Here is a 16464-nt window from a genome sequence, read left to right on the forward strand (position 1 = left end):
CTGGCGCGATTACTGGCGAGCGGCCCTGGCAAGGGGGCCAGGCCGAACGAGCCGGAAAGGGGATCAACGGCATCCGGCTGTCGCCGTGCTCGCCCGACATCCCGGCCCGCACCAAAAGGGGGCCAGGGCACACCTCACCAACGCGGCTGCTTGCCGGGTGGAGCAATCGGGCGGCGGAGTACGATTTCGGCAGCGTCCTTGTCGATTTCCGTGCCGGTGACTCGTCGCTGGGGCAAGAGCACACGATCGACGGGCTTGAAACCCGGACCCCCAGGAGATTCGACATGAGCAAGACGGTCAGCAAGAACACGATTTGCCTCTGGTACGACGGCACCGCGCTCGATGCCGCGACGTTCTACGCCCAGACCTTCCCCGACAGCACGCTGGGCACGGTGTATCGCGCACCGGGCGACTATCCGTCCGGCAAGCAGGGCGACGTGCTGACGGTCGATTTCACGGTGCTGGGCATTCCCTGCATCGGCCTGAATGGCGGGCCGGAGTTCAAGCACAGCGAGGCGTTCTCGTTCCAGGTGGCGACCGACGACCAGGCCGAGACCGACCGCCTGTGGCATGCGATCGTCGGCAACGGCGGCCAGGAAAGCGAATGCGGCTGGTGCAAGGACCGGTGGGGCCTGTCCTGGCAGATCACGCCGCGGGCACTGATCGCGGCGATCGCCGACCCGGATCCGGCAGCGGCCAAGCGCGCCTTCGACGCGATGATGACCATGCGCAAGATCGACATCGCCACGATCGAAGCGGCGCGGCGCGGCTGACGTTGTCGACGGCTGGATGGATCATTGGTCCGTGGGGCGGGCGCAAGCCCGCTCCACCTCAGGCCGTCTAACCACCGCCGCCACCGCTTGTTGAACGAGAGCCGGACATACCGATCCGCACAGGAGCCCCCGACATGAGCCAGCTCATCATTGCCGCCATGATCAGTCTCGACGGCGTGGTGCAGGCACCCGGCGGCGCGGAGGAAGACAGCAGCGGCGGCTTCGCCCACGGTGGCTGGGTCGTGCCCTATGCCGACGAGACCGAAGTGATGGGCGGTGTGTTCACCCATCCGTTCGAGCTGCTGCTCGGCCGCCGCACCTACGACATCTTCGCCGCGTACTGGCCGCACAAGACGGACGGTGGCGAGTACCAGGGCATCGCCGACCTGTTCAACGGCGCCACCAAGCACGTTGCCACCCACCATCCCGACACGCTCGCGTGGCAGAACAGCCGCGCCCTGGGTCCGGACATCGCCGCCGCGGTGCGCGAGCTCAAGCGCGGCGACGGCCCCGACCTGGTGACCCAGGGCAGCAGCGAGCTGGTGCGCCAGCTGCTGGCCACCGACCTGGTCGACGAGCTGCGCCTGCTGGTCTACCCGGTCCTGCTCGGCCGCGGCAAGCGCCTGTTCGATGACCACACCCAGGCGTCGGGGTTCCGGCTCGAAACGTCGAACACCTCATCCAAGGGCGTGCTGGTCACGCGCTACATCCGCGACGGCGAGGTGCGGACCGGCTCGTTCGAGCCGGCCTGAGCAAAGCGCGAATCCGCGCAGCGCCGTCGCTGGCGATTTCCCGGTGACCGGTTCGTCGCATCCCGGAGCCGGTGTGCGACGGCAGGCCCTGCCCTACCATCCGTCGACCATCGCGACCGCAGGCATGCCCCGATGAGTACCGAACCGACTTCCCTAACCGCCTCCGACGCCGCGCTGCCGCCGTCCTCGCTGTGGGCCGGGCTGCGCGATGCGGTCCGCGGCACCAACGCCGACTACACCAAGATCCCGCTGCGCAAAGCGGTGTTCCTGCTGTCGGTGCCGATGGTGCTGGAGCTGGTGCTGGAGTCCACGTTCGCGGTGGTGGACATCTTCTTCGTCGCCAAGCTGGGCTCGTCCGCGGTGGCGACGGTGGGACTGACCGAGAGCTTCCTGTTTCTGCTGTACGCGGTGGGCATGGGCCTGGCGATGGCGGTGACCGCGGTGGTCGCGCGGCGCATCGGCGAGGGCAAGCGCGAACAGGCCGCGGTCACCGCGGTGCAGGCGATCTTCATCGCGCTGCTGGTGTCGCTGCCATTCGCGGTGGCCGGCATCGTCTACGCCCAGGACCTGCTGCGGCTGATGGGCGCGGACGCCTGGAGCCTGGCGCACGGCTACCGCTACACGCAGTGGATGCTCGGCGCCAACGTGGTGATCCTGCTGCTGTTCGTGATCAACGCGATCTTCCGTGGCGCGGGCGACGCCGCCATCGCCATGCGCGTGTTGTGGCTCGCCAATGGCCTGAACATCGTGCTGTGCCCGCTGCTGATCTTCGGCATCGGCCCGTTCCCGGCGCTGGGCATCGAAGGCGCGGCCATCGCCACCGTGATCGGCCGCGGCACCGGCGTGCTGTACCAGCTGTGGGTGCTGCTGCGCGGCGGCCAGCACATCCGCGTGGCGGCAACGCAACTGGCCTGGCACGGCGCGATCGCGTGGAACATCGTGCGCACGTCGCTCGGCGGGGTCGGCCAGATGATCGTGGCGATGACCTCGTGGATCTTCCTGATGCGGATCCTGGCCGGCATCGGCAGCGAGGCCGTGGCTGCGGCGACGATCGCGATCCGGATCATGATGTTCACGCTGATGCCGGCCTGGGGCATGTCGAACGCCGCCGCGACGCTGGTCGGGCAGAACCTCGGCGCCAACGAACCCGGCCGCGCCGAGGCCGCGGTGTGGCGGATCGGCTGGTACAACATGGCCTACACCGTCGTGCTTTCGGTGTTGTTCTTCTTCTTCCACGACCGCCTGGTCGCGATCTTCAGCGACGATCCGGCGGTGATCGCGATCGGCGGCGAATGGTTGCGGATCCTGTCGTACTCGTACTTTGTCTACGGCTGGTGGATGGTCGCGGTGCAGGCCTTCAACGGCGCCGGCGACACGGTCACGCCGACCCGGATCAACCTGGTGTTCTTCTGGCTGATCCAGATCCCGCTGTCGTACTGGCTGGCGATCGGGCTGGACTGGCAGCACTCGGGCGTGTTCTGGGGCGTGTTCGTGTCCGAGACCGCGGTCGGGCTGTTTACGTTGTGGCTGTTCTCGCGCGGGAAATGGAAGACGGTCAAGGTCTAGCCGCGACCCAGCGTACGGCGCCTGGCCGGGCGCGCTGGCATCGCTCCGCCCTAGCCCCGCCAGTTGGCGTGCGTGCGCCAGAACTCGACGCTGCGCGCATACGCCTGCCGGTCCAGCGGCACGCCGGAGCCGCCCTCGGCCACGCCCAGCGCGTTGCGCATCATCGTGACCGGCGCCATCGGCGTCTCGACCGGCTCGGCGGTGTACATGCAGCCGACCACGCCCCAGTCGGCGTCGATCGCCGTGCCCTCCTTCGCCAATTGCTCGCGGCTGTAGAGGATGACGATCAGGTAGTCCGCCACCGGCGGCTGCAGACCCGCGAACCAGCGCACCAGCACCGGCAACTCGTCGCTGGTGCGCGCCTCGTAGTCCGAGCGCAGAAGATGGCGATTGTCGTTGCTGATCGGCACCGCCAGGCAGCGCGTCGAAGTCCAGTTGCGGTGCACGTGCAACTGGCAGAACGGCGCGTAGCCGGCGAGCACCAGCAGCGGCGGCACCTCGTTGAGGTGGCGCTCGAACTGCGCGGGCGTGCAGTCCTGGATGGTGTTGCGGCGCGGCTCGCGCGGAAACAGGCGCGGGCGTGCGAACTCGGTAAGGACGATGGACATGCGGCGTGGCCAGGTCGGAACGCCATGCAGTATCGGCGATCATTCGGCCGGCCACCGCGCCCGGCCCTCGCGTGCACGGTGCAGAGCGGCTGAAGCAACCGCGTCCGCTCTGGCAGCCCCACGTCGTTGGCGTTGCGATCACGGCCGCGCCGGTACACCTGCAGCCCCACCCCACCATGGAGGCCGCGATGGCCAAGACCGCCGAACTCGAAGCCAAGCTCTGGAAAGCGCTGGGCAAGGACCGCACCGTGATGCTCGGCGCCACGGGCGTCGAGCCGCGGCCGATGACCGCACTGGCCGAGGACGAGCGCGCGCCGCTGTGGTTCTTCACCGCCAGCGACACCGAACTGGCGCAGTCGCTGGACGGCAGCCGTGGCCATGCCGCCACCGCGACGTTCGCGGCCAAGGACCACGACCTGTTCGCCACCATCAGCGGCCACGTGGTGATCGACAACGACCGCGCCGTGATCGACCGGCTGTGGAACCCGTTCATCGCGGCCTGGTACGAGAAGGGCAAGGACGACCCCAAGCTGCGCCTGTTGCGCATGGACGCCGCGGACGCGCACGTGTGGCTCAACGAGAGCAGCCTGCTCGCGGGCGTCAAGCTATTGCTGGGCGTGGACCCGAAGAAGAGCTACCAGGACAAGACCGGCGACGTGGACCTGAGTTGATCGGGGGCGCCGCGGATCGCCGGCGCGATCGGCGTTCGTAGGATGGGTTGAGCCGCAGGCGCTACCCATCGCCTCCTCCGGCAGGGCGATGGTGGGTCCCGCCGTGCTCCACCCATCCTGCGGTTGCGGCGGTCTCATGGCGGCGCGCTGCTGAAGAAAATTGGGCTACGCAATTTCCCAGGTCCTAGCGCGGGCGCGACTGGAGACAAGGTCGCCCATGCGCTTGGCGTAGGCGGGCCCTGCCTCCGGGCTACGCTGGCGCCGTCGAACCGGGAGATGACCATGAAGCTGCTGTCCGCCGCCTGCGCCCTCACCGCCCTGCTCGCGCTGTCCGCCTGCGCCACGCGAGTCCCCTCCCCAACCGCGCCGCCGGTGCCGAACGCCGCCGCGATCGATGCCCAGGTCGCGCGCGCGATGGCGGCCACCGGCGCCAAGGGGCTCGCGCTGGCCGTGATCGAGGACGGCCAACCGGTCCATGTCAAAAGCTACGGCGCGCGCAACGCCGCAAACGATCCGCTGCAGACCGACACCGTCATGTACGGCGCGTCGCTTACCAAGGCGGTGTTCGCCTACACCGTGATGCAGCTGGTGGACGAAGGCGTGCTCGCGCTCGACGTACCGATCGAACGCTATCTGCCCAAGCCCCTGCCCGCCTACACCGAGCCGCAGGTGGAAGACCTCTATGCGCGCTGGAGTGACCTGGCCGGCGACGAGCGCTGGCGCAAGCTGACCGCGCGGCACCTGCTGACCCACAGCCCCGGCTTCGCCAACTTCGGTTTCCTCGAGCCCGACGGCAAGCTGCGCTTTCACTTCGAGCCGGGCGCTCGCTACGCCTACTCGGGCGACGGCTTCATCCTGCTGCAGTTCGTGCTCGAGCGCGGCCGGGGCCTCGACCTTGGCCGCGAGATGCAACGCCGCGTGTTCGACCGCTTCGGCATGCGCAACACCAGCATGATCTGGCGTCCGGACTTCCGCCCCAACCTGGCCGACGGTTGGGACCTGCAGGGCAAGGTCGAACCCCACGACGAGCGCAGCACGGTGCGCGCCGCCGGCTCGATGGACACCACCATCGAGGACTTCGCCAAGTTCGCGGCCGCGTTTGCGCGCGGCGAAGGCCTGTCGGCGGCATCCCGCGCCGCGATCACCCGCCCGCAGCTGGCCATCACCACCGCCACCCAGTTCCCGACCCTGCAAGCCGAGCTGCCCGCGGCCGAGCGCCGCCCGGACCTCGCCGCCGGCCTGGGCGTGATCGCTTTCACCGGCCCGCAAGGCCCCGGCTTCGAGAAAGGCGGCCACAACGACACCACCGGCAACAGCTGGGTCTGCGTCGAACGCCGCCGCAGCTGCGTGGTGCTGCTGTCCAACGACGTCCGCGCCGAAGCCGCCTTCCCCGACCTGGTCCGCTTCATCCTCGGCGAGACCGGCGCGCCCTATGACTGGAGCAAGAACCTGCCTTGAAGGCAGGGGGCGGTACGCGAACGGCGTCGACTGCCCGGTGACGGAAGCGTCGCGAACGCAGCGTGTCCGCCGGGTGGCGGGCGCTCGCGCGTTCGACAGCCGCGGCTGCTTTGGTGCCGCAAGGACCAATGAACAGGCTCCGGTTTTCCGTCCACGGCGCCTTCACGCCGTGCACTAGACTGCCGGGGCTTGGAGGCTGGTCGCCGCCACGATCCTGACGTCCCCTCATGAATACTGTGGCAGTTGCATCCGATACCAGCGGCTCCAGCCGGTCGCCCGCTGACTCTCCACCGGCCGTCGCCGAACGCGATCGCGCACTGCTCGAGCGGCAGCGCCGCGCGCTCGAGATGGTCGTGCGAGGCGAACCCCTTGCGGACGTGTTGACCGAGACCTGCCTGATCATCGAGGCGGTCGCGGAGCAGCGCGTGGCCGCCTCCATCAGCCTGGTCGACGACGACCGCCTGGTGCACGGCGCCGCACCCAGCCTGCCCGCGGAATACAACGCCGCGATCGACAACATTCCGCTCGACCCGGATCTGGGCACGTGCGCGGCGGCCGCCGCCAGGCGCCAGATGATCGTGACGGAAGACATCGCCAATGCATCCGGGTGGAGCCAGTTCGCCCACTGGCCGCTTGGCCTCGGGCTGCGCGCGGCCTGGTCGATGCCCATCCTGGGCGCCGATGGCGAGGTGCTCGCGGCGATCGGAACGTACTTCCCCGAGTGTCGAGCCCCCACCCAGCGCGAGGTGGCGCTGGTGTCGACCCTGGCGCAGACGGCGGGCCTGGCCATCGAACGCGCGCGCGCGGACGAGGCGGTGCGCCAGCGCGACGCCCGGCATGCGTTTATTTCAGGCCTCGAGGCCGCGATCCAGCCGCTCGGCGACGCCCGCGACATCCTCGACACCGCGGCGCGCAAGCTGGCCGAGTTCCTCGACGGCGACCGTTGCGCCTACGCCACGGCCGAAGCGGACGGCGTGCTGGTGGTGCGCGGCAACTTTGCGCGCCACCTCGAGCCGGTCGAGGGCCGCTGGCCGCTGGCTGCGTTCGGCGCGGGGTTCGAGCAGTCGATGCTCGGTGGCCGCTCTTACGTGGTCAACGACAGCGACACCGACCTCGACATCGATCCGGCCATCCGCGACGCCTTCGCGCTGACCCGGATACGGGCCAGCATCACCGTCCCCCTGCTCAAGGACGGCGCCCTCACCGCGGTCATGGCGATCCACCAGGCCGTCCCGCGCCGGTGGAAGCGCCACGAACTCGAGGTCACCGAACAGGTCGTGGCGCGCTGCTGGGAAGCCGTAGAGCGCGCGCGCGTGACCGCCGAGCTGCGCGACAGCGAGGCCCGCTACCGGGCCATGGTCGAGGCCAATCCGGAATGCGTGAAGCTGGTGGCGCCGGACGGAACCTTGCTGCAGATGAACGACGCCGGGCTCAAGTTGATCGAAGCGTTGGCGCCGGAGACGGCCGTGGGGCAGTGCGTCTACAACCTGATCGCGCCGGAATTCCGCGAGGCCTTTCGCGCGTTCAACGACCGCGTCTGCAGCGGCGAACGCGGCTCGCTCGAATTCGAACTGATCGGGCTCCAAGGCACCCGCCGATGGATGGCGACCAGCGCGGTGCCGCTGGCGTGGCCGGGCGGTGGCTTCGCCCACCTGGCCGTCACCCGCGACGTCACCGAACGCGTGCTGGCCGACCGTGCACTGGCCGACAGCCGCGCCCGGCTCGACTACGCCGTGCGCCTGTCGGGCATCGGCTTCTGGTACTGCGACCTGCCGTTCGATGAACTGGTGTGGGATGCCAAGGTCAAGGAGCACTTCTTTCTCCCCGCCGATGCGCGGGTGACCATCGACACGTTCTTCGACTGCATCCATCCGGATGACCGCGAGGCCACCCGCGCCGCGATCGATCGTTCGATCGCCGAGCGCACGGCCTACGACGTCTACTACCGGACCGTCGACCGCGCGACCGGCGCATTCAAGTGGATCCGTGCCCTCGGCGGCAGCTATTACGGCGAGGACGGCGCGCCGATCCGGTTCGACGGGGTCACCGTCGATGCGAGCAGCGCCAAGCTCAGCGAAGACCGCCTGGCCGCGCTGCTGGCGAGCGAACGCGAGCAGGCGCGCCTGCTCGGTGAAGTCGCGCAGGCGGCGCGCACCATCCACGCCTCGACGTCGGTGGACAGCGTGCTGCGCGTCATCAGCGAAGAAGCCCGGCGCATCATCGGCGCGCACCAGTGTGTGGTCAGCCTGACCACCGGCGGCGACTGGTCGCAGGCGATCGTCCATGTGTCGCTGTCGGACAAGTACGCGGGCTATCGTGGCTACGACGCCGTGCCCAGCGGGCGCGGCATCTATTCCCTGGTGTGCGAAACCAATACGCCGATGCGGCTGACGCAGGAAGCGCTGGAGGCGCATCCGCGCTGGCGCCAGTTCTCCGGCAATCATCGTTCCCACCCGCCGATTCGCGGCTGGCTGGCCGTGCCGCTGATCGGCCACGACGGCGCCAACATCGGGCTGGTCCAGATGTCGGACCGCTTCGACGGCGATTTCAGCGAGATCGATCAGGCGGTGCTGGTGCAGCTGGCGCAGATCGGCTCGGTGGCGCTGGAAAACTCGCGGCTCTACGAAATGCTGCGCGAGCAGGACCGGCGCAAGGACGAGTTCATCGCCACCCTCGCCCACGAACTGCGCAACCCGCTGGCGCCCATCCGCACCGGCCTCACCATCCTGGCGCGCGACCAGAACCCGGCTACCCGCGCGCCAACGCTGGCGATGATGGACCGCCAGCTGGACGGCATGGTCCGGCTGGTCGACGACCTGCTCGACGTGTCGCGCATCACGCTCGGCAAGCTCACCCTGGAGCGCGCACCCACCGATCTGCGGGCGGTGCTCGACAGCGCGCTCGAGACCGCACGCCCGTTGCTGGACAAGCAGGGCCACCGGATCGAGATCGACGTCCCGGCCGACGTGCTGATGGTCGACGCCGATCCTGCGCGGCTGGCGCAGATCCTCGCCAATCTGCTCAACAACGCCGCCAAGTACACCGACCCGGGTGGCCATATCCGGGTGATCGCGCGTCGCGACGGCGACGAGATCCTCGCCACCGTGTCCGACGATGGCGTGGGCATCCCGTCGCCCATGCTCGAACGCGTGTTCGACCTGTTCACCCAGGTCGAGTCTTCGGGCGTCAACCTGCAGTCCGGGCTGGGTATTGGCTTGACGCTGGTGCGGCGACTGGTGGAATTGCACGGCGGCACGGTGTCGGCCGCCAGCGCAGGCCCGGGCCAGGGCAGCGCCTTCACCGTGCGCCTGCCCGCGGCGGCGCGCCATGCGCCGACGACCGATGGTCCGGCCGCCGGGGCGGCGCCAGCCGCGACCGCGCTGCGGATTCTGGTGGTGGATGACAACCACGACGCGGCGGCGATGATGCGCCTGCTGCTCGAGATGGAATCGCACCTAGTGCGTGTTGCCGGCGACGGCCCGCAGGCACTGGAGGTGGCCGCCGAGTTCCAGCCCGACCTGATCTTCCTCGACATCGGCCTGCCCGGATTGAGCGGCTACGAGGTCGCAGCCCGACTGCGCGCGCAGATGGCCACGCCGCCGCTGCTGGTCGCGGTGACCGGCTGGGGCACGGAAGAGGACCGGCGACGCGCGCGCGAGGTGGGGTTCGACGAGCATCTCGTGAAGCCCGTCGATCCCCTGCGAATTCTCGAGTTGGTGGCTGACCTCGGGCGGAAGAACCGCGAGCGTTGATCTCGCAGTACGTCGTTCATCCGGGGCGATCCCCGGCAAGGCGTGGCAAGAAAAATTCTCGGTCGCGCCTGCTGTTCGCCGCTCCTGCCTGGAAAGCCCGTCGAATCAGGCCTGCAGCCCCGCAGCCGGGTGTCCGCTGAGGCAGTTGCGGTCCTCGCGGCCGCCCATCGTCCGGTCCGTTCACTCAAGCGTGAAGTACGACGGTCGATAAGAAGGTCCAACAGACGCATTCCGGGTCACCAGGCCCGGGAGAGGTCGCACCGCGCCGACAGCCAGGTAACGACCCATGCACGCACCGATCATCAGCGTCGTCCATCCCCCGGCAGCGTTTCCCGGGTGCCCGCTGATGCTCTGGCTTGCCCTCGCCGCGGCTTTCCCCGCACAGGCCGAGCAGCTCGTCGAGTCGGCCCAGAGCGCGCAAACCGCCGATTTGGCCGAGCTGAGCCTGGAACAGTTGCTCGACATCCCGATCGTCGGCGCCTCCAAGTACGAACAGACGCAACGTGAGGTGGCCGCGGCGGTCAGCGTCATCACCCGCGACGAGATCCAGGCATTCGGCTGGCGCACGCTCGACGAGGCGCTGGCCAGCCTGCCCGGCATCCATGTCAGCTACGACCGGCAGTACGCCTACGGCGGCACGCGCGGCTTCGGACTGCCCGGCGACTACAACACGCGCCTGCTGGTCACAATTAACGGCAGTCGCGTCAACGACCCGATCTACGACTCGGGGCCGCTGGGGCGGAACCTGCCGATCGACCTCGACCTGCTCGAGCGAATCGAGTTCATTCCCGGACCGGGTGGTGCGGTGTATGGCCAGAATGCGATGTTCGGCGTGGTCAACCTGGTCACGCGCAGTGGCGCGGCAGTCGACGGCGCCGAGCTGACGGCGGCCTACCAGCCCAGACAATCGCAGCGCGAGGGCCGCGCCAGCTGGGGCAAGCGGCTCGCCAACGGGGTCGATGTGCTGGTGTCGGTCTCGGGGCTGCGGGCAGACGGCGAAGACCGGTTCTTCGACTACGGCGCGGCCGGCGTGTCGGGTGTGGCCGTCGGCTTGGACAGTGATCGCGACCAGGAGGTATTCGCTCGCGTCGCGCGCGGGCCGTGGTCGTTCGAGCTGGTGCACGGTGACCGGCGCAAGGACGACCCGACCGGCACGTTTTTCTCCGACCCGCTGGTACCGGGGCAGTCGCAGGCTGACCGCTACCAGCTGGCGCAACTGCAATACCAGGACAGCTTCGCCGGCGACACGCTGCAACTGTCCGCACGGTTGTTCAATGGCCGCCACCGCTACGACAGCGTGCTCAGTTATGGCGGACCGATGGAGTTTCCAGCCGCAGGCGACTGGCGCGGCGCCGAGCTGCGGTTGCTGTCCACGGCTTGGGCCGGGCACAAGTTGCTGCTTGGGGCGGAAGTGCAGGAAAACGTCCGCCAGGATCAGTTTTCCAAGGATCGGTCCGATCCCGCCAACGACTTAGCCATTCTGCGTTCGGGGTACCGGGTTGGTCTCTACGGGCAGGACGAGTGGCGCATCACCGGCACCTTGATGGCGACTCTGGGCGTGCGGCTGGACCGCAACAACGTGACCGGGACCGACGTCAGCCCCCGGCTCGCGCTGATCTGGCAGGCCACGCCGGCGACCACGATCAAGACGCTGTACGGACGTGCCTATCGCGCGCCGAATGCCTACGAACGCGACTACGCCGACGGTTTGGCCCAGGTCGCGAATACCGCGCTGTCCGGCGAGTCGATCGAGACCTTGGAGCTGGTCGCGGACCATCGCGTTGGCCGCGAACTGACGCTGCGCGGCTCGATCTACCAATGGCGTTTGCACGATCTGGTGACGCTGGGTATCGACCCGGCCAGTGGCCTGCCGCAATACCAGTCGGGCGAGGAGGTCACCGCGCGCGGTCTGGAGCTGTCGGCCGACCAGGCCTGGGCCTCGAACGTGCGACTGCGCGGCAGCGTGTCACTGCAGGACGTGGCCTATGCCGGCGGTGCCGACCTGCTCAATTCACCGGAGTTGCTGGCCAAGCTGAACCTGTCGGCGCCATTACCGGTGGCCGGGCTGCGCGCTGGCTACGAGCTGCGTTACGACGGCCCGCGCCTGAGCCTGGACGGCACCCTGCTCGGCGGCTACGCACTGTCGAATCTCAATCTGGGTACCCAGGCCCTGGCCGAGGGCCTGGAGCTGTCGCTGGGCATCTACAACCTGTTCGACAAGCGCTACCAACACCCCGGCTCGGAGACCAACTGGCAGAACGCGCTCGAGCAGGACGGCCGCAGCTTGCGCTTCAGGCTGGGCTACCGGTTCTGATGCGATGAAGTCTGTATCCGCCATTGACTACCTGCATCGCCACGTCGTCCGCGCGACTGCATCGGCGCGCCGCTGCCTGCTGGCCAGCGGCGCGCGGGGCCCGGATACCCGCGCAGGGCGTGCCGGGTGGAAGGCCGACGACATGAATTCCGGCGTCTGGCGGCTGCTTTGCGCGGTCGGCGTGACCAGCCTGCTGCTGTTCGCACCGGTGGCGCAAGCCGATGTCCTGCCGGAATACCGCCTCAAGGCCGCATTTCTGTACAACTTCGCGACGTTTACGCAATGGCCCCCGACCGTGGGCCGCACGCTCAATGTCTGCGTGCACGGTCCTAACCCGTTCGGCTCCGCGTTGGGGGCATTGCACGGCAAGGCGGTCGGTACGCGGCGGATCGTGGTGCCCCGCCCTGGCGGCGGCCAGCCGCTCAAGGAGTGCCAGGTACTTTTCATTTCCGCGCCGGCTATCGGCGACCTGCCGCGTCTGCTGAAGCAATTGGGTAACACCCCGGTGCTGACCGTGGCGGAAAGCCCGGGCGCCGCGAGCGCTGGCGTCGCGCTGAACATGGCGGTCGCGCAGAACCGCATCACCTTCGAGGCCAATCCGGCCGCCGCGCGCGCTGCGCAACTGGTCCTCAGCTCCAAGCTGTTGCGCTTGGCCACGCAGGTGCACTAGTGAATGCGCCCCACGTGACTCTGGGTACGCATCTGCGCCGCATCAACCGGGTCGCGCTGGCCGCCGCCTTGGGCATCGTGGCCCTGATCGTGGTGGTCAGCAGCTTCGCACTTGGCCTGATGAACGTACTGGACACGACCCGCGTGCAGGCCAAGGTCGTGGCGGACAATGCCAGTGCGCCGTTGGTTTTCGATGACGCCGAGGCGGCGCAGGAACTGCTGCAATCGCTGCGCCACTCGAAGGATATCGAGGCGGCATCGCTCCACACCATCGACGGGAAGGTGTTCAGTCGCTATCAGCGCGCGGGCACATCCCGGCGCAGCATGCCGACACCTGCCGCAGGCCAATTCGTGATCCGTCCCGACAGCCTGACGCTCAGTCAGGCGGTGCTGTCGCCAGAGGGCGAGGTAGGTCGCCTGGTGATCGTCGCCAGCTTGGCCACGCTGTACAAAACGACGGGATGGCTGGCGTCATGTACGGCCCTGGCGATGTTGCTCGCGTTGGGCGTGAGCACGATGCTGTTGCGTCGGATCAGGACATCGGTGCTGCGGCCGCTGGAGACGCTGAACGAGTCGATGACCAAGATGTCCAGCGATGCGGATTTCGACGTATGCGCCGACAGCAGCGAGATATCGGAACTGCAGTCGCTGGGGCAGGCCTTCAACCGCATGATCGAACAGATCCAGGAACGCGACGCGCGCAACGCCGCCCTGCTCGGCGCCATTCCCGACCTGCTGTTCGAACTGGATCTCGACGGCCGCTACCTTGACTACCACGCGCCCAACGACCGACTGCTGGTGGCACCCGGTGCGGGACTCCTCGGCAAGCTGGTGACCGAGGTGCTGCCGCCGATGGCGGCCGAGTGCTGCATGTCGGCCGTGCGCGCTGCAGACGAGCACGGCTTCTCGGTCGGCAATCAGTTTCAACTGGCGCTCGACAAAGGTGTCTGCTGGTTCGAGCTGTCGGTGTCGCGCAAGGCGGCAGTGGCCGGGCAGCGCCAGACGTTCATGGTCCTGTCGCGCGACATCACTGCGCACAAGGCAGCCGAGCAAAGCGTCGCGCTGCTGGCGTACTTCGACAGTCTGACCGGATTGCCCAACCGGGCATCCTTCCTGCAACGCGTGGATCGGGAAATCAAGCGTGCTCAGCACAACAGGACTCGCTTCGGCATCCTGTTCGTGGATCTCGATGGTTTCAAGAACGTCAACGATACCCTCGGCCATGCTGCCGGCGACCGGGTTCTGCGGATGGCGGCGGACCGGCTGCGCGAAAGCGTGCGCCCTTCCGATGTGGTGTCGCGCGCCGGTGTCGCTGCGTCGCCTGACATCAAGGTCGAACTTGCGCGCCTGGGCGGCGATGAATTCACGGCCCTGATCCTCGACATCGCGCGCCCGGAAGATTGCCTCGTCATCGCGCAACGGGTGCTGGAAGCGATGCGCGCGGCTTACCCGATGAACAACAACGAGGTGGTGCTCAGCTGCAGTATTGGCATCGCGCTATATCCGGACGACGGGGAGGATGGCACTACGCTGCTCGAGCACGCCGACATTGCCATGTACCACGCCAAGGATTCGGGCCGAGACAATTGCCAGTTCTACAGTGTCTCCCTGACCGAGCGGGCGATACAGCGCATGGAAAGACAAGCCCGGTTGCGGGTCGCGCTGGAGCGCGACGAGTTCAGCCTCGTCTACCAACCGCAGGTCGACGCAGCCAGCGGGCGGATCTCGTCGGTGGAGGCGCTGATCCGCTGGACGCATCCCGTGCTGGGCACGATCCCACCGCTGGAGTTCATTCCGCTGGCCGAGGAGAACGGTGCGATCCTGGCCATCGGCGGGTGGGTGCTGCGCACCGCGTGCGCCGATGCCGTGCGTTGGCAGCGCGACGGGAAGTGCGTGCGCCTGGCGGTCAATCTGTCGCCATTGCAGCTCAAGGATCCGGACCTGTTGCCGATCGTGCGCGACGCCTTGGCCAGCTCGGGGCTGGCACCGGAGCTGCTCGAACTGGAGATCACCGAGGGCGCCCTGATGGAGGATACGGCGGCGACGACGCTCGCGCTTGATGCTCTGCGGAACCTCGGCTTGCGGATCGCGCTGGACGATTTCGGCACCGAGTATTCGTCGCTGGCCTATCTCAGTCGGATGCCGTTGAACTCGCTCAAGATCGATCGCAGCTTTGTCAGCGACTTGCCGCACTGCGCCAAGAACCTCGAGATCGTCCGCGCCATCCTCGCGATGTCCCACAGCCTGGGTTTGAGCGTCACCGCCGAGGGTGTGGAAACCGTCGAGCAGATGACCGCGCTGCTGGACAGGGGCTGCGATGCGTTCCAGGGGTACTACTTCAGCAGGCCGGTTGCCGCCAGCGACATCCCCGCGCTGCTGGACCGCAGCTGGTCGCTGCACGAAGCGCCGCCGGACGACTCCCGCTGTGCGTGCACGTCGTCAGGCCAGACCTGTCCGATCCACGGCAGCGGGCACGAGCGAAGCGAGATCGTTCCCGCGTAGCGCGCAAGCTGTACTGCCCCACGCGGTGCACATCGCGCCGCGGTCGACCTGCGCAGGCTGGGTCGAGCCGCGGGCGATATCCATCGCCTTACTCCGTGCAAGATGATGATTGGTTTCGCTGCAGCCGAGGGGCCAACAGGATCCCAAGGACCGCTACCTGGCCTACACGTCTCAGGAACTGGCCGGGCTGGACGTTCCGCGCGACGTGATCTTCGACGTCTTCGCGCACAAGGCGCGCAGGCAGTGCTGGATCGAGATCCGCGACATCCGCCAGAACGGCGACCAGCGCAACGACCTGCAGAACAGCCCTGCGCCGCGCGGTGCTGGCAGCGCGGATCCCCGCGGTGGCGCGCGGACTGGCCGGCAACGCCCGCGACTGCTTCGGCGCCGCCCCGGATCTCCCCAAGTCCTAGGAAGCGCCCCACGCCCCCTGCCAAACGGCCTATGTGATTTGGTGTGGTAGCTAGCTACAGTACCGACACAGTTGGCGTGGGCCGACGTGATGGATACGCGCATGAGCAGCTGCACCCTGGACCTGGACGGCGTCGGATTTCGCTACAAGGGCGGCCATGACGCCCTGTCGGAGGTGTCGCTGCGGTTGGAGCGTGGCATCGTCGGGCTGTTGGGTCCGAACGGCGCCGGCAAGTCGACCCTGATGCGCATCCTCGCCACGCTCGCCAAGCCGACCCGGGGCCGCGTGCAGTGGAACGGCGAGGACACCGCCCGCCGCCCGGATCCGCTGCGCCGCACCCTGGGCTACCTGCCGCAGGACTTCGGCGTGTACCCGATGCTCAGCGCGCGCGAGTTCCTCGCCTACCTCAGCGCGGTCAAGGGCGTGTCGGCCAAGCGCGCGGCCGCGCGCGTCGACGAATGCCTGGCGCAGGTCGGCCTGTCCGAGGCCGCCGACCGCCGCCTGGGGGAGTTCTCCGGCGGCATGCGCCAGCGGGTCGGCATCGCCCAGGCCTTGTTGAACGACCCCAAGCTGCTGATCGTCGACGAGCCGACCGTGGGCCTGGACCCGGAGGAGCGGCTGCGCTTCCGCCACCTGCTGTCCGACCTGGCGGTCGACCGCCTGGTGATCCTGTCCACCCATATCGTCTCCGACATCGAGGCCAGCGCCAGTTCGCTGGCGATCATGGCCAAGGGCCGCCTGCTGTTCTCGGGCACCCCCGAAGCGTTGATCGCCGATGCGGCCGGCCACGTCTGGGAGTGGACCGTGCCGGCCGAGCAGGTCGCCACGGTCCGCGCGCGCCACGTCACCACCGGCTCGCAGCGCCTCGCCGACGGCGTGCGCCTGCGCCTGGTCGCCGAGCGCGCGCCGTCGGCGGATGCGGTGCCGGTCGCGGCCGGCCTCGAAGACGCGCACCTGTGGCTGGTCGCGCGTGGGGAGAACCGCTGA

Annotated in this window: 11 protein-coding genes; 10 read left to right on the top strand and 1 reads right to left on the bottom strand. The window is 68.4% G+C overall.

The annotated features are described in order from the left end of the window. The first annotated feature begins 284 nt into the window (after window positions 1-284). The 3 genes from ACFQZQ_RS04165 (at window position 285) to ACFQZQ_RS04175 (ending at window position 3091) form a co-directional block, all read left to right on the top strand. Window positions 285-773, top strand: a complete 489-nt coding sequence (locus ACFQZQ_RS04165) for a VOC family protein (protein ID WP_386811659.1) — start codon at window positions 285-287, stop codon at window positions 771-773. 134 nt (window positions 774-907) lie between these two features. Beyond that, complete coding sequence (locus ACFQZQ_RS04170; protein WP_386811402.1) at window positions 908-1525, top strand: dihydrofolate reductase family protein; 618 nt, start codon at window positions 908-910, stop codon at window positions 1523-1525. A 132-nt stretch (window positions 1526-1657) separates the two neighbouring features. Next, window positions 1658-3091 carry an MATE family efflux transporter gene (locus tag ACFQZQ_RS04175; RefSeq protein ID WP_386811403.1) on the top strand — a complete coding sequence of 478 codons (1434 nt, stop codon included), beginning with the start codon at window positions 1658-1660 and terminating at the stop codon, window positions 3089-3091. Window positions 3092-3141: 50 nt separating this feature from the next. Here the strand turns inward: ACFQZQ_RS04175 and ACFQZQ_RS04180 are convergent, their stop codons facing one another. After that, window positions 3142-3699: a DUF3228 family protein gene (locus ACFQZQ_RS04180; protein WP_386811404.1), complete on the bottom strand. Its 558-nt coding sequence runs from the start codon at window positions 3697-3699 to the stop codon at window positions 3142-3144. 188 nt (window positions 3700-3887) lie between these two features. On the opposite strand from ACFQZQ_RS04180, the gene ACFQZQ_RS04185 reads away from it, so the two are divergent. The 7 genes from ACFQZQ_RS04185 to ACFQZQ_RS04215 all read left to right on the top strand — a co-directional run bounded on the left by ACFQZQ_RS04185 (window position 3888) and on the right by ACFQZQ_RS04215 (window position 16464). Further along, on the top strand, window positions 3888-4370 hold the full coding sequence (locus tag ACFQZQ_RS04185) for a pyridoxamine 5'-phosphate oxidase family protein (protein WP_386811405.1): 483 nt from the start codon (window positions 3888-3890) through the stop codon (window positions 4368-4370). Between the two features lie 282 nt (window positions 4371-4652). Next, a complete protein-coding gene (locus tag ACFQZQ_RS04190) occupies window positions 4653-5828 on the top strand; it encodes a serine hydrolase domain-containing protein (RefSeq protein WP_386811406.1) in 1176 nt (391 codons plus the stop codon). A gap of 227 nt (window positions 5829-6055) precedes the next feature. Next, on the top strand, window positions 6056-9580 hold the full coding sequence (locus ACFQZQ_RS04195) for a GAF domain-containing protein (RefSeq protein WP_386811407.1): 3525 nt from the start codon (window positions 6056-6058) through the stop codon (window positions 9578-9580). A 286-nt stretch (window positions 9581-9866) separates the two neighbouring features. Further along, entirely contained in the window at window positions 9867-11894 is a 2028-nt protein-coding gene (locus ACFQZQ_RS04200) for a TonB-dependent receptor plug domain-containing protein (RefSeq protein ID WP_386811408.1), read from the top strand. Between the two features lie 181 nt (window positions 11895-12075). Next, window positions 12076-12564, top strand: coding sequence for a YfiR family protein (locus tag ACFQZQ_RS04205; protein WP_386811409.1), 489 nt, complete (start codon window positions 12076-12078; stop codon window positions 12562-12564). Next, a complete protein-coding gene (locus ACFQZQ_RS04210) occupies window positions 12564-15065 on the top strand; it encodes a bifunctional diguanylate cyclase/phosphodiesterase (protein ID WP_386811410.1) in 2502 nt (833 codons plus the stop codon). Before ACFQZQ_RS04205 ends, ACFQZQ_RS04210 begins: the two co-directional genes overlap by 1 nt. A 514-nt stretch (window positions 15066-15579) precedes the next feature. After that, entirely contained in the window at window positions 15580-16464 is an 885-nt protein-coding gene (locus tag ACFQZQ_RS04215; protein ID WP_386811411.1) for an ABC transporter ATP-binding protein, read from the top strand.

The organism is Lysobacter koreensis, assembly GCF_042677045.1.
Classification (GTDB): Bacteria; Pseudomonadota; Gammaproteobacteria; order Xanthomonadales; family Xanthomonadaceae; genus Lysobacter_K; species Lysobacter_K koreensis.